At 58.4% G+C, this 21,434-nt stretch carries 16 protein-coding genes and 1 tRNA gene; 12 read left to right on the forward strand and 5 right to left on the reverse strand.

The window, feature by feature from the left end:
• Positions 1–88: 88 nt before the first annotated feature.
• The 5 genes from glgA to glgB form a co-directional block, all read right to left on the reverse strand.
• On the reverse strand, positions 89–2,365 hold the full coding sequence (gene glgA, locus AB5750_RS03290; protein ID WP_368145299.1) for a glycogen synthase GlgA: 2,277 nt from the start codon (positions 2,363–2,365) through the stop codon (positions 89–91).
• 89 nt (positions 2,366–2,454) lie between these two features.
• Positions 2,455–3,582: a glucose-1-phosphate adenylyltransferase subunit GlgD gene (gene glgD, locus AB5750_RS03295; protein WP_368145297.1), complete on the reverse strand. Its 1,128-nt coding sequence runs from the start codon at positions 3,580–3,582 to the stop codon at positions 2,455–2,457.
• Between the two features lie 4 nt (positions 3,583–3,586).
• Entirely contained in the window at positions 3,587–4,735 is a 1,149-nt protein-coding gene (locus AB5750_RS03300) for a glucose-1-phosphate adenylyltransferase (RefSeq protein WP_368145296.1), read from the reverse strand.
• A gap of 108 nt (positions 4,736–4,843) precedes the next feature.
• Entirely contained in the window at positions 4,844–7,270 is a 2,427-nt protein-coding gene (locus AB5750_RS03305; protein ID WP_368145294.1) for a glycogen/starch/alpha-glucan phosphorylase, read from the reverse strand.
• A 94-nt stretch (positions 7,271–7,364) separates the two neighbouring features.
• A complete protein-coding gene (gene glgB, locus AB5750_RS03310) occupies positions 7,365–9,641 on the reverse strand; it encodes a 1,4-alpha-glucan branching protein GlgB (RefSeq protein WP_368145292.1) in 2,277 nt (758 codons plus the stop codon).
• A gap of 331 nt (positions 9,642–9,972) precedes the next feature.
• Here glgB and AB5750_RS03315 point away from each other — a divergent pair, with 331 nt between their 5' ends.
• The 12 genes from AB5750_RS03315 to AB5750_RS03370 all read left to right on the forward strand — a co-directional run bounded on the left by AB5750_RS03315 (position 9,973) and on the right by AB5750_RS03370 (position 21,432).
• Positions 9,973–10,656: an HAD family hydrolase gene (locus AB5750_RS03315; protein WP_368145290.1), complete on the forward strand. Its 684-nt coding sequence runs from the start codon at positions 9,973–9,975 to the stop codon at positions 10,654–10,656.
• A 33-nt stretch (positions 10,657–10,689) separates the two neighbouring features.
• The gene (locus tag AB5750_RS03320; RefSeq protein ID WP_368154909.1) at positions 10,690–11,313 is read left to right on the forward strand and encodes a thiamine diphosphokinase; all 624 of its coding nucleotides are present in this window, start codon (positions 10,690–10,692) and stop codon (positions 11,311–11,313) included.
• Positions 11,314–11,383: 70 nt separating this feature from the next.
• Positions 11,384–11,459: transfer RNA gene (locus tag AB5750_RS03325), tRNA-Ala, on the forward strand.
• 779 nt (positions 11,460–12,238) lie between these two features.
• On the forward strand, positions 12,239–12,790 hold the full coding sequence (gene loaP, locus AB5750_RS03330) for an antiterminator LoaP (protein WP_368145287.1): 552 nt from the start codon (positions 12,239–12,241) through the stop codon (positions 12,788–12,790).
• A 54-nt stretch (positions 12,791–12,844) separates the two neighbouring features.
• Positions 12,845–13,675, forward strand: coding sequence for a sugar transferase (locus AB5750_RS03335; RefSeq protein WP_225093564.1), 831 nt, complete (start codon positions 12,845–12,847; stop codon positions 13,673–13,675).
• A 3-nt stretch (positions 13,676–13,678) separates the two neighbouring features.
• Positions 13,679–14,449: a glycosyltransferase family 2 protein gene (locus AB5750_RS03340; RefSeq protein WP_117629359.1), complete on the forward strand. Its 771-nt coding sequence runs from the start codon at positions 13,679–13,681 to the stop codon at positions 14,447–14,449.
• A 12-nt stretch (positions 14,450–14,461) separates the two neighbouring features.
• On the forward strand, positions 14,462–15,556 hold the full coding sequence (locus tag AB5750_RS03345; protein ID WP_225093565.1) for a glycosyltransferase: 1,095 nt from the start codon (positions 14,462–14,464) through the stop codon (positions 15,554–15,556).
• The gene (locus tag AB5750_RS03350; protein WP_346976464.1) at positions 15,553–16,608 is read left to right on the forward strand and encodes an EpsG family protein; all 1,056 of its coding nucleotides are present in this window, start codon (positions 15,553–15,555) and stop codon (positions 16,606–16,608) included. The genes AB5750_RS03345 and AB5750_RS03350 overlap by 4 nt, the downstream gene beginning before the upstream one ends.
• Before the next feature lie 829 nt (positions 16,609–17,437).
• On the forward strand, positions 17,438–18,682 hold the full coding sequence (locus tag AB5750_RS03355) for an oligosaccharide flippase family protein (protein WP_368145285.1): 1,245 nt from the start codon (positions 17,438–17,440) through the stop codon (positions 18,680–18,682).
• Positions 18,675–19,511: a LicD family protein gene (locus AB5750_RS03360; RefSeq protein WP_368145283.1), complete on the forward strand. Its 837-nt coding sequence runs from the start codon at positions 18,675–18,677 to the stop codon at positions 19,509–19,511. Before AB5750_RS03355 ends, AB5750_RS03360 begins: the two co-directional genes overlap by 8 nt.
• Positions 19,504–20,574, forward strand: a complete 1,071-nt coding sequence (locus AB5750_RS03365; RefSeq protein WP_346976462.1) for a pyridoxal-phosphate-dependent aminotransferase family protein — start codon at positions 19,504–19,506, stop codon at positions 20,572–20,574. Before AB5750_RS03360 ends, AB5750_RS03365 begins: the two co-directional genes overlap by 8 nt.
• A 12-nt stretch (positions 20,575–20,586) precedes the next feature.
• Positions 20,587–21,432, forward strand: a complete 846-nt coding sequence (locus AB5750_RS03370) for a LicD family protein (protein WP_368145281.1) — start codon at positions 20,587–20,589, stop codon at positions 21,430–21,432.
• Positions 21,433–21,434 lie beyond the last annotated feature (2 nt).

The following is a 21,434-nucleotide window of genomic DNA, read 5'->3' on the forward strand; positions in this document are numbered from 1 at the left end:
TCGTTTTACCAACTATCTACAGAGAAGGGGCGCCCGGTTGGAGCGCCCCTTGTTTAGGGTTTTGATTAGGTTTTAGATCGTCTGTGGGCTAGCGGCGCTTGCGGGTGGCCGTTGCCTTGCGGACGGACGTCTTCTTGGACGGAGCTTTTTCCTCGGCCGGAGCGGCGGGGGAGACCGGGGTCTCCTTGGCGGGCTCGGGCTTAGCCTCTGCCTTCGGGGCGGCCTTGACCTCGGCGGTCTTCGGCGCAGGCTTGGCCTTCACTGCGGGCTTGTCCTCGACCTTAGCCTCTGCCTTAGGAGCAGCAGCCTTGGTCGTGGTCTTCTTGGCCGTCGTTGTAGTGCGCTTGCGCGTGGTGGTCTTGGCGGCCGGCTTGGCCTCGACGGCTACTTCGGCCTTGGACTCGGCGGGCGTCTCCTCGACTTTGGCGACCGGCTTTGCGGCTGCCTTGGTCGTGGCGGCCTTGGTCTTGGTCGACTTTGCGACCGTGGACTTCTTGGCGGTCGTCGTCGCCTTCTTAGCAGCGGTCTTTGCCGGAGCCTTGGCGGCCGGCTTTGCCTCGACGGCGGCCTCAGTCTTTACCTCGGGAGCAGCTTCGGCTTCGGCGGCCTTCTTGGCAGCGGCGGTCGTGTGCTTGCGCGTAGTCGTTGTCTTGGCAGCGGCGGTCTTGGTTGCCGCTGCCTTGGTCGCTGTGGCCTTCTTGGCCGTCGTCTTGCGAGTCGCGGTCTTCTTCGCAGCAGGCTTCACCTCGGGCTCGGGCTTGGGCTCGGGAGTAGCCTCGACCTTCGCCTCGAGATCGGCCTTAACGGGCTCAGCTTCAACCGGCTTCTCTTCGGCCTTGGGCTCCTCAACAGCCGCAGGCTTCTCGGCCGCAGGCTCAACCACAGCCGCCGGCCTCTCAATCTCCGGGTGCATAAAGAAGTACAGGTCCAGATATTTATCGGCCGAGCGCGTCCAGCTAAAGTCCTGGCTCATGGCCTGCGTGACCAGCTGGTTCCAGGCGTCGCGGTTATCCCAGAACAGACGCGCCGCGCGGAATACCGCATCGCCCATCTCGTCGCCGTTAAAGTTGCTAAACGAGAAGCCCGTGCCCTCGCCGGTAAACTCGTTGTACGGCTGCACGGTGTCCTTCAGGCCACCGGTCTCGCGAACAATCGGCAGCGTGCCGTAGCGCATGGCGATGATCTGCGACAGGCCGCAGGGCTCAAACTTCGAAGGCATCAGGAACATGTCGGCGGCGGCATACATGCGCTGCGACAGCGCCGGATCGAACTCGATGCGTGCGGCCATGGTGCCGGGGTACTTGTCCTGGAAGTAGCGCAGGCCGTCCTCGTAGTCGCGGTCGCCGGTGCCCAGCACCGCCACCTGCACGCCGCCGGACAGGATGCGGTCGAGCGCGTACATGACCAGATCCATGCCTTTCTGGCGCGTCAGGCGCGTGACCATCACCATGAGCGGACGGTCGTCGCGAACCTCGAGGCCCAGTTCCTCCTGCAGCTTGGCCTTGCACACGGCCTTGCCGGAACGGTCCTCCACGGTGTAGTTGGCGGCAATGCGCTTGTCTGTTGCCGGGTCAAAGCCCGCAACGTCAATGCCGTTCAAAATGCCCTGCAGCGCGTAGGAACGCTCGCGCAGTACGCCGTCCAGGCCCTCGCCAAACTCGGGCGTCTGGATCTCGTTGGCATAGGTGGGGCTCACCGTGGTGATGGCGTCGGCATAGCGCAGGGCGCCCAGCATGTAGTTGATGCTGCAGGCGTCGCAACGCAGCTGCGAGGCGGCCGCCGGTATGTGCGCCACACCAAGGATGTCCTCCATCACGGTGTCGCTAAACTGGCCCTGGAACGCCACGTTGTGGATCGAGAACACGGTCTTGACGCGGTCATACAGCGACAGGCCCTGGTAGAACTCGCGCAAAAACACGGGCGCCAGCGCCGTCTGCCAGTCGTTGCAGTGCAGGATGTCGCACTCAAAGCCGGCGGGCAGGTGCTGCAGGCTCTCGGTGATGGCCTTGGAGAAGAACGCAAAGCGCTCGCCGTCGTCAAAGAAGCCGTACGGATAGTCGCGCGCGAAGTAGCGCTCGTTGTCGATGAACATATACGTGACGCCGTCGTGCTCGAGCTTCTCGAGCCCGCAGTACTCGTTGCGCCAGCCCAAGCTCACGTAAAAGTCGGAGAAGTGCTCCATCTGCGCCTTGTACTCGTCCTTGATGGTGGCGTACTTGGGCACCATCACGATGACTTCGGCGCCGGCGCGCACGAGTGCCGCGGGCAGCGACCCCGCCACGTCACCCAGGCCACCGGTCTTTACAAACGGTGCGCACTCGGCCGAGGCAAACACGATCTGCATCTTTTTGCTGGAATCTGCCATATTGTCTCCCTGTTGCAATTCGAGAATAGCCGCCTGGCGCTAACCGGGCGGCTATTCTACATGTTACGAGCGATGTTGCGGTGCCTACGTTAATGCACGATGGTGGTATCGGGAGTTAACGGGGCCTTGCCCAGTACCAGAATATTCTCGGGCGTGCCGCGAAGCTCGGTGTTGGTGGGAACCACGTTGTTCTTGTCCAGGATGACATTCTCAACGCGGGCGCCGCTCTTGATGATGCAGCTCTGGTTGATGATCGAGTTGGTCACCGAGGCGCCTTCCTCAACCACGACGCCGCGCGACAGGATCGAGTTGCGCACGGTGCCCTTGATGATGCAGCCGGCCGAGATGATCGAGTTGCACGCGTGGCTGCCGGTCGCATAGCGCGAAGGCGGCACGTCGTGAGCCTTGGTCAGGATCGGGCGCTCGGGGTCAAAGAGCTGGTCGGCCACGGTCTGGTCGAGCAGGTCCATGCTACGGCGATAGAGCGACTTCTCGCTAAACACGCCCACGACTTCGCCCTTGTACTCGTAGCTGCACACGTCGATGTTGCCAAAGTCGCCCTGGAGTGCCTCGAGCAGGTCCAGATAGTCTGCGGCCTGGTAGTGGTCGATGATCTCGAGCAGCGTCTCGCGGTTGACGATGCAGCAGTCCATGGACGCGTTGTCGCCGTACACGACACCGGCGCTCACGCCCGTCAGGCGGCCATTCTCGTTGATTTGCAGCCTGGTCTCGTCATCGACGTTGCGCGTGGCTTTGCAGTACACCACGGTCATCTGGGCACCGGAGTTCTCGTGCGCGTCGATGATGGTGTTGAGGTCCATGTTAAAGATGATGTTGGTGCCCATCATCACAACATAGGGCTTGTCCGAGCGCTGGAACAGCGTCTTGTTGGAGATGATGTCGCGCAGCAGGAAGCGCATGCCGCCCTTGGTGGTGCCATACGCGTTGCCAGGCACCATGAACAGGCCGCCCTTCTTGCGGTCCAGGCCCCAGTCCTTGCCCGAGCCCACGTGGTCGATCAGCGAGCGGTAGTTGCCCGGCATGACGACGCCGACGGTCTTAATGCCGGCATTCATCATGTTGGACAGCGGGAAGTCGATCAGGCGGTAGCGGCCCAAAAACGGAACGGACGCGATGGGGCGGTCCTTGAGCAGCACGCTGCCGTAGGTCGAAGAGTAGTTAGCGGTGATATAACCGATGGCCTTGCGATTGATCATCGGATCATTCCCCCTTCCCGATAACGACGTCATTTCCAACGACGGCCGTATCCTTGGTGGTATCGACAGAGCCGAGCTTCACGCCCTCTTCGACCGTGGAGTTCTCGCCCAAAATAGCGCGGCAGATGTGCGCGCCGCTCTTAACGTGCGCACCCGGCTGCAGCACGGAGTCCTCGACCACGGCGCGCTCCTCGATGATGACATCGGTCGAAAGGATCGAGTGGCGAGCGGTACCGTAGATCTTGCATCCGTTGGAGACCAGGCAGTCGTCCAGGCGGCCGTCCGGGCCAATGTAGTGCGGCGGACGCGTGGTGATGTTGGACATGATGGGGAAGTTCTTGTCAAACAGGTCGAACTCGGGGTTGTTGCCCAGCAGGTCCATCGAGGTCTCGTGGAAGCTGGCGATGGTGCCGACGTCCTTCCAGAAGCCGTGGAACTCGTAGCTGTACAGGCGCTTGCCCTCGCCGAGCAGCTTGGGGATGATGTCCTTGCCAAAGTCGTGGCTCGAGCGCTGGTCCAGGGCGTCCGTCTCGAGCGCCTCGATCAGCACGTCGGCCGAGAAGATGTAGATGCCCATGGACGCGAGATTCGAATCGGGCTTATCGGGCTTCTCGGTGAACTTGGTGATGCGGCCGTCCTCGGGGTCGGTGGTCAGGATGCCAAAGCGGCTGGCCTCCTCCCACGGCACGGGCATAACGCTCACCGTGAGGTCGGCGTTGTTCTCAATGTGCGTCTTGAGCATCTTGCGGTAATCCATGCGATACAGATGGTCGCCCGAAAGAATCAGGACGTACTTGGGGTCGTTGGCCTTGATGTAGTCGAGGTTCTGCGTAATGGCGTCGGCCGTGCCCGCATACCAGGCGCCGCCGGTCTGCGTCTCGTACGGCGGTAGGATCGACACGCCGCCGTCGCGGCTGTCCAGATCCCACGCCTCGCCGGAGCCCACGTAGGCATGCAGCAGGTAGGGGCGATACTGCGTCAGAACGCCCACCGTGTCGATGCCCGAGTTGGAGCAGTTGGAGAGCGAAAAGTCGATAATGCGGAACTTGCCACCAAAGCTAACCGCCGGCTTAGCGATCTTTTGGGTGAGTGCCCCCAATCGGCTGCCCCGTCCTCCTGCGAGGAGCATCGCGATGCATTCTTTCTTACTCATCGATTTCTCCTTCTGTCATCGATGTTCTTAAACCCATTAGCGACGGGCGCGGCGCTCGATCGCGCCCGTCGAGTAATGCCGTGCTGGCATAAGGGAGCTCGCGCGCCTTTACGCGTGCCAGATCTCGTCGCGGTACTCGCGAATGGTGCGGTCGCTCGAGAACCAGCCGGAGGAGGCGGTGTTGAGCAGCGCCTTGCGGTTCCAGGTCTCCTGGTCGTCGTAGCTGTTCGTGAGCGCCTCCCAGGCGTCGACGTAGCTGCGGAAATCGGCCATGACCAGGTCGGGGTCGTTGTTGTTCATGAGCTCGTTGTAGATGCTCTCGAAGTTGCCCGAAAGACCCGCAAAGGTGTTGTCCTTGAGCTCGTCCATCACGCGGCCCAGACGCTCGCGGTCGTTGTTGAGCGTATCCCACGCAAAGTAGCTGTTGGATGCCCAGAGCTGCTCGACCTCGGGAGCGGTCAGGCCAAAGATGGCCTCGTTCTCGCGGCCGGCCAGGTCGGCGATCTCGATGTTGGCGCCGTCGAGGGTGCCCAGCGTAATGGCGCCGTTCATCATGAGCTTCATGTTGGACGTGCCCGAGGCCTCCTTGCCGGCCGTGGAGATCTGCTCAGAGATCTCGGCAGCGGGGTAGATGAGCTGGGCGTTGCTCACGCGGAAGTTAGGGATAAAGCAGACCTTCATGACCTCGTTCACGCGGGCGTCGTTGTTGATGACGTCGGCCACCGAGTTGATCAGGCGGATGGTCTCCTTGGCGAAGGTGTAGCTCGAGGCAGCCTTGCCGCTAAAGATGAAGGTCGTCGGCGTCACGTGGAAGTTGGGATCGGCGATGCGACGGTTGTAGATGTCCATCACCTTCATAATGTTCATGAGCTGGCGCTTGTAGGCATGGAAGCGCTTAACCTGAACATCGAAGACGGTGTTGGGGTCAATGACCAGACCGGTCTCGGCCTTAACGTAGGCGGCCAGACGCTCCTTGTTGGCGCGCTTGGAGGCACCCACGGCCTTCAAGAACTCGGTGTCGTCCTTAAACTCTTTGAGCTTCTCCAGCTCAAAGGCGTCCTTGAGCCAGCCATCGCCAATGGCCTCGGTCACGAGCTTGGCATAGGTGGGGTTGGCCTCGGCAAAGAAGCGGCGGTGCGAGATGCCGTTGGTCTTGTTGTTGAACTTCTCGGGCGTCAGGGCATAGAAGTCCTTGAGCACGATGTTCTTGATGATGTCGGAGTGGATCTTGGCCACGCCGTTGACGCTGTGGCTGCAAATCACGGACAGATTGGCCATGCGAATCTCGCCGTCCCACAGAATGGCGGTCTGGCGCAGACGCTCCTGCCAGCCCTCCTGGGTGGTGTCGAACGACTCGTGCCAGCGACGGCTGATCTCGTCGATGATCTGGTACACGCGGGGGAGCAGCTTGGAGAACGTGCCGATGGGCCACTTCTCCAGAGCCTCGGGCAGGATGGTGTGGTTGGTGTAGCTCACGACCTGCGTCACGATGTTCCAGGCGTCATCCCACTCGAGCTTCTTCTCGTCGATGAGGATACGCATGAGCTCAGGGCCGCACATGGCGGGGTGCGTGTCGTTGGTGTGGATGGCCACAAACTGCGGCAGCAGCTCCCAGTTCTCGCCGTGCTCCTTCTCAAAGGTGTCAAGCAGGCTGTAGATGCCGGCCGAGACAAACAGGTACTCCTGCTTCAGGCGCAGCAGACGGCCGTGCTCGCCGGCGTCGTTGGGGTAGAGGATGGCGCTGATGGCCTCGGCCTCGGCGCGCTCGGCATCGGCCTGGGCGTAGTCGCCGCGGTTGAAGGCCTCCAGGTCAAAGTGCTCCTCGACCGGCTCGGCAGCCCATACACGCAGCTTGTTGACGGTCTCGCCGGCATAGCCCACCACGGGGATGTCATAAGGGACGGCCAGGATGTCCTGCGTGTCCACCGTGCGGTAGAACGTGCGGCCGTTCTCCTCAAAGCCCTCAACATGGCCACCAAACTTGATGGTCACGGCCTTGTCCTGACGGCGGACCTCCCAGGGATAGCCGTGGGTGAGCCACTCGTCGGTAGCTTCGACTTGGCTGCCGTTGACGATCTCCTGCTTAAACAGGCCGTAGCGGTAGCGCATACCGTTGCCGTAGCCGGCAATGCCCTCGGCTGCCATGGAATCCAGGAAGCATGCGGCAAGACGGCCCAGGCCGCCGTTGCCCAGCGCCGGATCGGGCTCCTGGTTCTCGATGACGGAAAGGTCGAAGCCCATGTCGTCGAGCGCCTCGGCGACCATGTCGCGCACGCCAAAGTTGAGCAGGTAGTTGTCGAGCAGGCGGCCGATCAAAAACTCGATCGAGAAGTAGTACACGCGTTTCTTGCCCTCGGCGGTGGCGCGGGCGTCGCTGGTGGTGGCAACGGTGCGGGCCTTCTCGGCCACGAGCTTGGCCAGGGCGTTAAAGCGGTCCAGGTCGCTCGCGGCCTCGACGCTCTTGCCACTAATGCTCATGACGGCATCGCGATAGAGCTCGGTAAACTCTTGCTTGTTGTCGAAGATCTTATTCATACGTTCCTTTCCCCCGGGGATGTTTCTCCCGGAACGGTTATGACTTGTATCCTACGCCCCCGCGGGGCGGGTAATTACAGCTGTAACGGCTTTGTTACGCTTCCTTGGCAGACGCCTTAACAGAAGCAGACTTGGCCTTGGTAGCGGCCTTTTTGGCAGCCGGCTTCTTGGTCGCGGCTTTAGCAGCGGGCTTTGCGGCGGTCTTGGCCTTGGCAGCGGGCTTGGTAGCCTTCGCCTTGGCCGGAGCCTTCTTGGCAGCCGCAGGCTTGGGCTTCACCGAGGACGTGCGCTTCTTGGGCGCAGCTTTGGGCTCCTCAATCACCGGCGGCTTGTAGCTGCTGGGGCCGCGGCGCTTAAGCACCACACCTGCCAGGCCAGGCACCTTAATCTCAATAGAGTCCATCTGCCCGTTCCAGGGATAGGGCTCGCTCGAGCAGGTGTAAGGCTCCTCGCCCGCATAGCCGCTGCCGCCAAACTCGGGACGGTCGGAATCGAAGATGACCTCCCAGTCACCCTCGCGCGGCACGCCAACACGGAAGCTCTCGTAGCTCGCCGGGTCAAAGTTGATCAGGATCACCAGATCGTCATCGACGTCCTCGCCCTGACGCACAAAGCTCACGATGGACTGCTTGGAGTTATCCGCGTCGATCCAGGTAAAGCCGTCGTCGGTGTAACCGCGCTCGTACAGCGCGGGCTCGGCGGTGTACAGGTGGTTGAGCGCCTTGATGAACGCCTGATGATGACGGTGGGTCTCATACTCCTCGGTCAAGAACCACTGGATTGACTCGTAGTAGCGCCACTCAATAAACTGGCCGATCTCGTTGCCCATAAAGTTGAGCTTGGCACCGGGGTGCGTCATCTGGTAGAAGGCGAGCGTACGCAGGCCGGCAAACTGCCGCCACCAGTCGCCCGGCATGCGGCCGATCAGCGAGCATTTGCCGTGCACGACCTCGTCGTGACTCAGCGGGCAGATGAAGTTCTCGGTAAAGGCGTACATGATGGAGAACGTGAGCAGCCCGTGGTTGCCGGGGCGCCACGGAAAATCGGTCTGCATGTAGTGCAGGGTGTCGTTCATCCAGCCCATGTCCCACTTGTAGTGGAAGCCCAGGCCGCCGTCCTGCGGCGGGTAGGTCACGAGCGGCCATGCGGTGGACTCCTCGGCCATCATCATCACATCGGGGTAGTGAGCCTCTACGGCGCAGTTGACCTGACGGATAAACGCGCTGGCGTCCAGGTCCTCCTCGGTACCGTACTTGTTGAACTTCTTTTGGCCGGGGTCGTCGATGCCAAAGTTGAGGTACAGCATGCTGGACACGCCGTCCATGCGAATGCCGTCAACGTGGAAGTTCTCGAGCCAATACAGCACGTTGGAAACCAGGAAGGAGCGGACCTCGCCGCGGGCGAAGTCAAACTTGTGCGTGCCCCAGTTGGGGTGAATCTCGTGCTCAAACAGCATGTGACCGTTAAAGGTGGCAAGGCCGTGGGAGTCGGCGCAAAAACCGCCGGGCACCCAGTCCATGATCACGCCGATGCCCGCCTCGTGGCACGCATCGATAAAGTGCATGAGCTGCTGCGGGTTGCCGTAGCGCGACGTGGCGGCATAGTAGCCGGTTGTCTGGTAGCCCCAGGAGCCGTCGAAGGGATGCTCCATAAGCGGCATGACCTCGATATGCGTGTAGCCCATGTCGCGCACGTAGTCCACGAGTTCCACCGACAGGTCATCGTAGGTGTAGAACTCGCCACGCTGCGCGGGGAAGGGGTCCATGGGGCCGGGGTAGTTGCCGTACTCGTCCGGCTCGCCCTGCGGCGCGTCGCCGTGGCGCTTCCACGAGCCAATATGCACCTCGTAGATGTTAAGGGGCTGCGACATGTGGTTGTGGCCGGCGCGGCGCTTGAGCCATGCGGCGTCGTTCCACTGGTAGCCATCGAGGGTCCACAGCACGCTGGCGGTACCTGGAGGGCACTCCGCCTTAAAGGCATACGGATCGGCCTTATAGAGCTTTTCGCCCTCGTTGGTCTCGATGAGGTATTTATAGAGCTGGCCCTGTTCTGCGCCAGGAATAAAGCCTTCCCAAATAGCGCTCGTATGCACGGGCACCAGCGGGTTGGCTTGCTCATCCCAGTCGTTAAATTCGCCAATGACATGGACACTCTTTACGTCGGGCGCCCAAACGCAAAAGCGCCAGCCGCGCGTACGGTTCTGCGTGTCGGGGTGCGCGCCCATCTTTTCCCAGCTGCGCTCCCACGTGCCGATGCCAAACAGATAGACATCGTCCTTGGTGAGCTCCGGCGCGTGCGGGGCGGCTTTACGGGTAGCGGGCTTTTTGGTTGCTGGCTTTAGCTTTGTATCGCTCACGTTTGATCCCATCATGACGCGGCAGCGTGTTGCCTTGGTGACTAGATGCGAAAGGCCCAGGGCTGCACGAATCGAAGGGACGGCGATAGTTCTATGATTCGTTCCACCTCGCGTGCTCGGTGGATCTTTCGGCAGAAACTACCATAACACCTGTGCGTTACTTTTATGAACGAAAGTGGTTTTGGGGCGGCGTTTAATCGGTAAGCGCCATGTTTAGACCACTGACAGAATTACCGTGGTAAAACTCTTGACAGTTTTACCAATTAGGGTTTCAAAATTGTTAGTCAGGCGTTTGGTAAAACGTTTTTAGCAGGATGTTTACCATTTAATATCGAAAGGTTCGTTTATGCCCCATACCGCCACTCCCAAGGTTGCTTTTATTTTCGATTGCGACGGCACGCTAGTTAATAGCACACCCGTATGGGCCTATGCCCAGCCCGAGTTATTGCACCGCCACGGGATTGACGTGACGGTGGATGACTTTGCCCAATTTGAACACCTGTCGCTGGAGGACGAATGCCAGGCCTACCACGACACGTGGGGCATTGGTACGAATGGCGAGGAGCTGTATCGCGAGCTGAGCAATATTCTGATTGATGGGTACTCCAAGGTGCCGCCGCGCGAGGGGCTCCTGGCTTTTTTGGAGCAGGCGAAGGCGGCGGGCATTGCCATGTGCGTTGCCACGTCCACGCCGGCCGAGCTGGTGCAGTCCGCGCTCGCTGGTGCCGGGCTCGATGCCTACATGGAGTTTGTGACCACCACGGGCGAGGCAGGACGCTCCAAGCAATTCCCCGATGTGTACGAGCTGGCGCTGCGCCGCCTGGAGGAGCGCCATGGGCACAAGTTTGAGCGCGCTTGGGTGTTTGAGGACGCCGTCTTTGGCCTAAAGAGCTCTGGCACCGCCGGCTTTAAGCGTGTAGGTATTTATGACCCGCACGGCCGTATGAAGCGCGACGATGTGCGCGCAAACTGCGATATCTTTATCGACAGCTACGAGGAGCTGGATCTGGCCCGCGTACTTTCGTTTTAGGGATAGGCGAGGGCTGTGGCTTGCAAGGTATTAGTGGTCTGCGGCTCGCCCGTGGTGGCGAGCGCGGATCTGTTGCGTAGGCTAGTAGGGGAATGTGACCACGTTGTCGCCGTGGACCGCGGACTCGATGCGCTGCTGGGCGCTGGCCTGAGCTGCGACGTCTATGTGGGGGATGCCGACACGGTGAGCGATGCGGGCCGCGCGTTAGTCGATGCCGCCACCGACTTTGAAGTTGAGCGCCACGACCCATACAAGGACTATACCGATCTGGCGCTGGCGCTCTGTTCCGTCCGCCGCCGCTGGCCGGGTGCCGAAGTGGTTGCAACCTGCGCCACTGGCGGCCGCCCGGATATGGCACTTTCCGTACTGGGGCTGCTCGCAGGCTACGAGGATGCTCCTATCTGGATCGCCGAAGACGAGACCACGGCCCGCATCCTGCACGGAGGCGAATCGTGGACCATTGAAGGCGCCGAGGGCAAGACGTTCTCCATCATCGCCATAGCCCCCAACACCGAGGTAAGCGAGCACGGCCTAGAGTGGGAACTAGATCACAGCCCCCTGGACCTGTTAGCCGACACGGGCATCAGCAACGTCGTCAGATCAACAGCCACAATCCAAGTCCGCACCGGCACCGCCATCGCTTACCTATATCAATAGGCATTTAGAAACTGACCCAAAAAAGTCCTTGCACGCCGCGCCAACTTCCCCTATAGTATCTCCTCATCACGGGGGCGTAGCTCAGCTGGGAGACCGCTTGACTGGCAGTCAAGAGGTCAGGGGTTCGATCCCCCTCGTCTCCACCATCGTGAATGCAAAGGCCTTCGGAATTCCGAAGGCCTTTTTTCATGCCAAAAAACCACGCGCCACAAACCCCACCTACGCCAACAAAAAGTTGCACAATTTATTTCCCATCTCTGTACATAGTTTGTTGGACAAACGCAATTACCAGAACGCCTCGCTGGTCAATTCGGGCTTCAGGAGCATCCATAACCTCCGTTAGCACCCCAATATCCTGCGCCAATGTGAACAACATCCCAAAACAACCCCCTTGAACACGCTAAATGAACGATTTGTTGTCCACCACAAGCCAAATCAGTTTCGCTACCAGCTTGTGCTAGGATACCTAACGTTACATGAGTTCAACTGTGCTCGCGGCTCCAGCAAGTCGCAAAACGCAGGGTCGATCAGCATCCGGCCGTAACGGCGGTGTTAGAAAAACCACGAGCTCCAATATTGATTGCCATGCACGTTTTGTTCTTGCTTTTGCGTCTAATTAATTAGTTCGCTTTAGGTAGTGCAATAAGTTGCTTTGGCAAACCACAGCAGTCCAACAGCTGTTTGCGTGCGGTCCAGTTTCGTACCTGCTTGACTGGCTCGCACGCAGCCAACTGGGGCGCGGTCATTTTGCGATATGCGTCCGCTCCTCTAGCAACTGCATTTGTACATACCGTTCACGGTGGGGCAGAGCCACGTGCTTGTCTGACTGGGCTCAGGGTTTGAATATGGAGTGCCTTTGCGCACAAGCGCCCTGGCGAAGCCATACCCAAACCCCGTGAGCCACACGTAAGACAGAAAGGGGGTGGTGCTCGTGTGGTATGTGATCCAAGTCATTAACGGTCGCGAAGACGTAATGCGCGAGCGCATTGAGCGCATGGTGCCGGTTGGTGCCATGCAAGAGCTCTTTTATCCCCAATATCAAACCGAGATCAAGGTACACGGCGAATGGGTCAACACGACCAAGCCTCTGTTCCCCGGTTATCTCATCTGCGATACGTCAGACCCTCGCACCGTGCAACAGTATCTGCTTCGCATGGACGACTTTGCCTGGGTGCTTGCCCAGGACGGTCAGTTTGTGCCGCTGGCAAAAGAAGAGGCCCAACTCATAAGCAGCTTTACGCATAGGGGAGACCGCGTAGTGCCCATGAGTGAGGCCCTAAAAAACGGCGACCAGGTCGTAGTAACGGCTGGTCCACTGCTGGGCCACGAAGGCCTCATCAAAACCATTAATAGACGCAAGTGCACTGCTTATTTGGAGCTCGACCTGTGCGGCCGGCGCGTAACCACCCGCGTTGGCCTTGCCGTTCTTTCAAACGAGCAGCGCATCATGCGCAACTTTAAAAAGGCGATCGCCTAGCTGCAGACGGTCGCTACACAGAACAGGGAGGATCCCCGACCCGGGGACGAAGTGTTGGAAGAGAACGTGTCGGATAAAACTGAATATATAACTGATGTTCCTTGTGGTACGTCAATGATCGGTCAAGTCATTGATCGGCAGAATGGCTCTCATGCTCCTGTGGCGACGGAATTTCCGCCTCCCGTCGAGAACCCTGCTCCGGCGCAAGGTTTCGTAGCGACAGGAAGCTATAAGGCACCCGCTGCCGATCCCAATGCTGCTGCTCCCAAGAAAGGTGGGCCAGGCTACTTTGCCTTCAAGCGAGCCTTTGACATCGTGTTCTCTGCTGGCGTCTGTGTGGTATTGGCTATCCCCGTCGTAGCTGCATGCATCGCCATAGAGATTGACTCTCCCGGCAAGCCGTTTTTTCGCCAAAAGCGAGTCGGTAAGGGCGGCAAGCCTATCTATATCTTCAAACTCCGAACCATGGTCTCTGATGCTCACGAGCATCCTGAGAAGTACATGACTCCCGAGCAGTTGGCGCAATGGCAGCGCGAACAGAAGGTTGACGATGATCCCCGAATCACGCGTGTAGGCCGCTTTCTTCGCCGCACTTCGTTGGACGAACTTCCTCAATTCATTAACGTTCTCTCGGGTGATTTATCCGTCATTGGCCCTCGTCCCGTAACGCTTGAGGAAACGTATGAATACGGCGATGCACGCGATGAGGTGCTCGCATGTAAGCCTGGCATCACCGGTTGGTGGGCTGCGACTGACCGCAATGAATCCACGTGGAGAAGTGGTCAGAGGCAAGCTCGTGAGCTCTTTTATGTGCGCCATCAGTCGCTCGGGTTGGATACCCGCGTGTTCGTAAAAACGTTCAAGGCGATGAGGAGGGGGAAGTAACGTATGACCGATTCTCCCCTGGTTTCAATCATTATGCCCCTCTACAATGCTGAGCCGTATCTTGTCGAGACCTTCGACTCCGTTCTTTCTCAATCCTATAAGAACTGGGAGCTCATCGTGGTCGAAGATTGCTCTTCGGACGCATCTCTTCGACTTGCGAAGGAATACGAGAATAAGGATCGTCGTATCTCGGTTCATCCCAACGAGCACAACGTTGGTGCGGCTAAGTCGCGCAATACCGGTATCGAACACGTTTCCGGCGATTTCGTCGCGTTCATGGACGCCGATGACGCATGGCTTCCGGATAAACTTGATCACCAGCTTGCGTACATGCGGGATTGTGGTCTGGGGATGTGTTTCACCTCGTATGAGACCATTGAGTCTGACGGACAGCATAGGAATTACGTACACGTACCCAAGAGCATCGACTACGACGGTTTTCTCAAGAACACCGTGACCTGCAGCCATACCATCGCGTTCGACCTCTCGAAAATACCCCTGAGTCTTCTCGTTTGTCCCGATTTCGGGGATTCGTTCGATTTCCCTGAAGACATGGTCGTCTGGCTCCAGGTCCTCAAGAGTGGCGTTCCAGCCGGCGGCCTCGACGAGGTGCTTGCAAAGAACAGGAAACATGGCGGCTCCCGCTCCGCTAATAAATTCCGTGCAGTTTCCCGCACGTGGAACGCCTACCGAAAAGTGGAGAAGATAAACCCAGTCTATTCCGCGTATTGTCTGTTCTGGCAGCTGACGCACGCGGTGCTTAAAAGGATTTAGGATTGAGGCTGAATGAGGATTCTATTTCTCTCGAACCTTGAGTTTGAGGGCTTCGCGGGCCCTACGTACTGTGTGCCTGCACTGATCGGGGCCTTATCCGAACTCGAAGAGGTTGTCTGGTATAACATGAGACCTGTCGAGCGCGAAGAATGGAGGGGTCTTCCTTTCTACAGGAACCCTAACGACTTTGCTTTCAACATTGAAGATTTCACCAGTCGAATCTGGGGCCCTGACCTAATCGTTTTCGAGGGTTTTTATGCGTTTCATCCCAACGCGACCCTCTTGGGCGTGCTGTCTTCGGGTATACCATATGTGATTGAGCCGCACTGCGCCCTCACGAGCGGAGACCAGGGGAAGAAAACCTTTAAGAAACGAATCTGCAACGCCGTTTTCTACAACCGTTTCGCTCAAGGCGCCGCTGCGATCCACTACCTTACCGAGAAGGAACGCGATGAGTCCGGCGAGAAATGGAACCGGAACAGCTTCATCGAGCCGAACGGCATAGAAGTGCCCAAGGAGCGCCCTCATCGGGAGTCGTGGCATGGCGACGTGCCTGAAATTGTGTTCGTTGGCAGAGTGGAGCCCTATCAAAAGGGATTGGACATCCTCCTCGAAGCACTTACTCCGTTGAATGCTCGCGCGGATTCACCGCGCTTCCATCTCTCGATTTACGGCAACTCCGTCAACGGCTTCTCAAATGAGATGGAGAAAAAGCTACAGGCCGCGGGGCTTTCAGACGTTGTTGCCGTTCGCGGCCCTGTATACGGGGATGCGAAGGATGCGGTTCTGCGCGCCGCGGACATCTTTCTCCTCACATCACGCTACGAGGGGATGCCGATGGGTCTGCTCGAGGCGTGCGCCTACGGGTTGCCATGCGTGGTAACCCCGGGTACCAACATGTCTGACGTCATCCTCGCAGAGGGAGCCGGATGGGTCTGCGACCTTTCTCCCGAATCCGTGCGGGAAGCCATCGTCGCCGCCGCCAGCTCTGCTGAGGCCTATGCGGAGATGGCCCTGGCCTCACGTCGCGTTGCGGAGTTGTTTTCGTGGCCCTCGATCGCCAAGTCGATTCGAACCGATTATCTCAAGGTGATTGGGCGCGCATGACGATTTATCTGATGGAAATAGTCGTGATTCTCGTTCTCGGTGTAATCACGGGCGTGTCGCGCGGGGATGCTGAGAGACGATGCTTTATCATCTTGGCCTGCCTGGTCTTGTTCGCGTTCTCCGGCCTGAGAAGCTATGCGGTCGGAGTGGATACGCTCCAGTACTGGAACGCTTACCTGACGGCGTGGATGGCACACTCCTGGTATGAAACCGGGTTCCTGTACCTCCTCCGGGCCTTGAACGTGGTCAGCCCCAATCCGCAGCTCCTTCTTCTCTTCACCAGTGCGGTCATGACCGCCTGCGTCGGGTATGTGGTCTATAAGTCGGACTGCAATCCCGTGCTCGCACTCTTCCTCTATGTGACACTTCTGACGTACGCCTCCTTTATGAACCTCATGCGCCAAGGTATCGCCGCCGCAATCATCATCGCGGCGATACCTTGGCTGGAGTCCGGGAAGAGGATCCGTTTCGCTGCGGCGGTCATTTTCGGCTCCCTGTTTCACTCGACCGCCATCGTCATGCTCGCGCTCATTCCGCTCTCGGCGCTCGCACCGACAAAGAAAGTCATGCTGGGTTATGGCGTCGTCGCGTTGGCTTTGGCCCTTTCCCCTGATGTCGTGTGGAGCTTCGTTGAGAAGAACTTTGACAAGTACTCGACGTATAGCATGTCCTCGTGGTCGGGGGGGAATGCGCTCGCGGCGCCGATCATGACCGCCATGGACGCTTTGCTGATTGTCGTTTCCCATTTGTTTGGGGTGGGGGCTTCGGATGACGACAGGGAGGAGAGGGTTCTTTTTCATGGATCCATGCTCCAGGTCGTCTTCCAGTTCCTCGCTTGCTTCGTGAACATCTTCCAGAGGCTGACGACGTTTACCTCGTTTTTCCTTGTCTTATACGTGGCGCTGCGATTCCGAAAGATCGATACAAAGCTCAAGTTCCTCCTCGTTTACGGCATATGCGCAGTTACGGCCGTGTTTTTTGTAGTAATTATGGTCTACCGGCCGCAATGGCACGGTGTCGTTCCTTTTTCCTTTTTCTGGCAGCTTGTTTAGATTCATGAGGATTGTTAAATGGGACTAGTGTTGAACAATCTCGGGAGGATCGCCAAGCATTCGGTCCATCCGAAGCCCCTCGCGTACCACACGCGAGGGGCTTCGGATGGACCTCCTGAATCTGCGTGGCCAGGGAGCGCTTACCCGGGCTTCGGCCACCACTTAACGTTCCTCGCCCGAGCTCCACGACTTATGACCTGCAACACTTTTGGTCGACATCACCGTGATTATTCCCCGCTATATCAGCGAGCTCGGGCGGGTCATTTCTGTGGGGACGAAACACTCGAGCGGCGTTGCATGGGGAAGGATCTTCGATCGCGAGACGCGGCAAGGCCTAGAGCTTCTCAAAGATGGGTGGTTTGAGGACACTGTGCGGACATAAATGATCGTGCTGAGGTTCAGGGGTCGACCATCGACGAATTGGACTACTCATACCAAAAGCAAGTTGACTCGTTAACCTCGAACAGCCTGTCGAGCAAGAGGTCTATAGACAGGTACTTCACGATCGAAGCCATGCTTGCTTTGCGCCGGACATTGGCCTTTCCTTTTCACCAGAGGATGTATGACCAGACTCTCTATCAGCTCGGTATCTTGTTTGCAAACCTCACGGTCGCGCTCGTTGACGAAGAATCTCGCTGCGTTTTTGCTTTTGCTACCGAGTTGATGAAGGCGAATGGGCCATCCCGAGAATGTTCTTTTGGAAGTCGATAGCGTCCTCTGGCGGCTGGCGTCGCTTTCGCTTTAAGGGCTCAGGCACCCGCTCTTTATTGCCTTGCGCTTTAGCTCGAATAGAAACGAAAACTGAAATTTGTTTGGGTTGATATAGATATTGAAAAGCAGTAACACACTCGCCAAAAACATAATTTGGCAGTACGGATTACAAGTACTTAAGTACGTATTCCCCCTCATCCTCGTGCCGTACCTCACGCGCGTGCTGGGCACGGGTGGCTACGCCGTCTATGCCTACGTGTTGTCGTTCATGGGAATCGTCCAGACGCTCGCTGACTTCGGTTTCATGCTTTCCGGAACAAAGCAAGTCGTCGACCTGAGGGACAACTGCGAGGTCCTTTCACGCCTGCTCGGCTCCATAGAGCTCGCTCGTCTTCTCCTCGCCGCCGGCCTGTGCGCGGTCGTCGTGGTCGTCGCCCAGTTCATCCCACTGCTCTGGGACAATATGGGGTATGTACTGATTGCCTATGTTTCCACCGTGCTCAGGGCCTTGCTACCGGATTTCATGTTTCAAGGTTTTGAGGACATGGAGCCGCTCACCACGCGTTTCTTCGCGGCAAAGGTGATCACGGTCGGCCTGACTCTTCTGGTGGTCCATGGACCGCAGGATCTTCTGCTCGTCGCAGTTGCGGATGCCCTGGGCGGCTTGGTAGCGCTTATCTGGAGCTTCATGACCGTTCGAACCCGATACGGCGTGCGGGTTTCCTTCGGTGGCTTCCGAAACGCCTTGGCTGAGCTAAAGAGATCTGCCGTGTATTGCGTGTCGAACATCGGCACCACCCTTGTCTCGGGGTTCACCACTTTCGTCGTGGGAATCGTGCTCACCGACCCGACGGAAATCGCGTACTGGTCGCTCGCCCTCACAACCGTGAGCGCGGTTCAAGCGCTCTATTCTCCAATATCCAGCAGTCTGTATCCCCATGTTGTGGCGCATCGGGATCTGGGCGCTGTTAGGAAGATGGCGATTATGGCAGCTCCCGCCCTATTGGTCGGCACCGTTGCGTATTGCCTGCTGTCCCCGCAGGTGTTTTTTCTACTTGGCGGACAGGGCTACGTTGCGGGTTCTTGGGTCATGGTTGCCCTCAGCCCTGTCCTGCCGCTCTCTTTCTATTCGATCTTGATTGGCTGGCCGGTACTCGGCGCTTTGGGTAAGGTCAACGAACTTACCGCCTCGACTGTTGCCTCAGGTGTTATTAACGCTGCTCTGCTCCTCGCGATGGCGCTTCTCGGCCGGTCATCTTTGCTCGCGATCTGCGTAATCCGCTGCATAGCCGAGGTCGCGCTACTTGGAACCAGGGGGTTTGCGCTGATTGAATGTTTAAGGAAGGGAAAGTTGCATGAGTAACATCACCCCGCTCTCTATCGAAGAGCTACACCAGAAGGAGCTGGAGCTTCTTGAAGCGTTTGATGCCTTTTGCTCCGAACACAGCCTTCGATACTCACTTACAGCCGGCACTTTGCTTGGCGCTATTCGCCACAAGGGATTCATCCCCTGGGATGACGATATCGACGTCTGTATGCCGCGCCCCGATTACGATCGTCTTGCAACGCTTGCTGGCGAGTTGCCGGCTGGACTCAGGCTCGTTGGCCCCGAGAACAGCCCGTTTGTTTACCCCTGGCGCAAGTTCTGCACCGAAAGTATTAGAGCTCAAGAGCCTACCTATGAAGGGGTCATGGATCAAATGCTCTGGATAGATGTTTTCGTTATGGATGGCGTTTCTTCTGACGAGAGCGAGATTGAGCGCATGCAAGTCCGCATGAACAAGGCCTCGCGTGCAAGCGTTTGGTCGAGCGCCAATCATAATTCGGACTCAATGGGAAAACGCTTCATAAAGAACGCAGCCAAAGCGCTTCTTAATCCGGAGCACGCAAAGACGAAGATGATGGCAATGGCTGAGCGCGTTGCAACCGAGCCTGGTTACGACGCGGCAAGCCGCGTCAGCAGCGTACTCGGACTGGCCAAACACGGGTGGTCGCTTCCCAAGGAAGGCTACGAGGACATGGTCGAGGTTGAGTTCGAGGAGCACATGTTCCCCGCCATGGGCTGCTGGGACGAATACCTGACCAAGTGCTACGGGGATTACATGCAGCTGCCGCCGGAGGACAAAAGACAGACGCACTGCCTGAAGGCATGGTGCGTGAACGAAGACACTAAGGAGAATGCAGATGCTTAACTTCACCGTTGGTCCGGTTATGAGTCCCAGCGAGGTGCTGGAAGTTTCAGCCAAGAGCGCACCCTATTTCCGCACACCAGAGTTCTCTCAGGTAATGCTAGAGAACGAGCGCATTATGTTGGACTTGTTGTCCGCACCCAAGGATTCACGCTGCGTGTTTCTAACGGCTTCTGGCACAGGCGCTATGGAGGCTGCTGTGATGAGTGTCTTAGCGCCCGCTGAGCGAGTTGCAGTGGTCAATGGCGGCAGTTTCGGGCAGAGGTTCGTCGACTTATGCCAACTTCACGGGCACAACGTCAACGAGATTAAGCTTGAGTTCGGGCGTCAGGTCACGCGGAAAAACCTCGAGGATGCGGTGGAATCCGGCTGCGGTGCGTTGCTCGTGAACATGCATGAGACCTCGTCGGGACTATTGTACGACATGAGGCTCCTATCCGAGTTTTGCCGCGAACGCGAGATGCTCTTGATCGTCGACGCAGTGAGCGCGTTCATCGCCGAAGAGATTGACATGGCGGCTCTCGGCGCCGACGTGGTGCTGACGGGTTCGCAAAAGGCGCTAGCTTGCCACCCGGGCATCTCCCTCATGGCTCTCTCGCCGCGCGGACAGGAAAGGGTAGCGGAGAATCCCGAGGTTTGCTCCTACTTGAGCCTAAAGGAAGCCCTGCGCAACGGCGAGCGTGGGCAGACTCCCTGGACGCCTGCTGTCAACACGCTGCTTGAGATCAATGCGCGTTTGAGGTCGATCGAGGCGCGCGGGATCGACGCGGAGCGCGCCGAGATCGCGTCGCGCGCGAAGGCCGTGCGCGACGCCCTGACGAGCACCACACTCGAGATGGTCCCCGAGAACCCCTCCAATGCAGTGACGGCGCTCCGTTGCCCCGCGAGCAACGCGAAGGCAATCATCGAGCGCGCCAAAACCGGGTACGGCATGTGGCTGTGCCCAAACGGAGGCGCGCTGTGCGACGAGGTGTTCCGCATCGGGCACATCGGTGCCATCACAGAGGAGGACAACGACAGGCTTATCGACTGCCTGACCTCGCTATCGGCCGAGGGTCTGTTCTAGGTGGGGGCGCAGATGAAACAGGTAAAGGTCATAGAAGGAGAGGACTTCCGGCGCATGCAGCTATTGGAGCTCGACATGCTCGTGGAGTTCGACCGCGTGTGTCGCGCTCACGGGATTGCGTACACAATCTTCGGCGGGACGCTCCTTGGCGCAGTGCGCCACAAGGGCTATATCCCCTGGGATGATGATGCTGATATTGCAATGCTTCGTGAGGACTACGAGAGGTTCCGTTCTGTCGCCCATGAGATGGACCCGTCCATCTGTTTCTTCCAGGACCATCTGAGCGATCCTGAATACAGGTGGGGGTACGGCAAGCTCAGGCGCACCGGAACGAAGTACGTGAGGGTCGGACAGGAGCACTTGAAGTGCAAAACAGGAGTCTTTGTCGACGTGTTCCCCATGGACGACGCGCCTCTTGGTGTGGGCGGCCAAATTCTGCAGGACTTCTGGTGCATGTGCCTGCGCAAGGTCCTATGGTCTGAGGGCGGCAGACTCGACCCCCGCGTGTCGGCTCCGCTCAGGGCCTGGTTCTCGCTATTGTCCAAGATACCCGCAAAGGCGGTTTATGCTCTAGCCGCTCCAATGGAGCGCAAGAGCACGGACGACAGCCCCAACCGCGTGAGGACGCTGCTGTTTCCAGCTACCGGTACCCTCTATCGAGAAAATCCGCTCGAAGAGCGTTACGCGATGCCTAAGGAGTGGTTTAAGGACCTGTCGGAGTACGAGTTCGAAGGGAAACGTTTGATGGGGACACGTGACTTCGACGCGATCCTCACTTACATCTATGGCGACTACATGCAGTTGCCGCCCGAGGACCGCCGAGGGCAGCACTCGCCGGTATCGAGCTACGAGTTTTAAGG

The organism is Collinsella aerofaciens (assembly GCF_040926185.1).
Classification (GTDB): Bacteria; Actinomycetota; Coriobacteriia; order Coriobacteriales; family Coriobacteriaceae; genus Collinsella; species Collinsella aerofaciens_BC.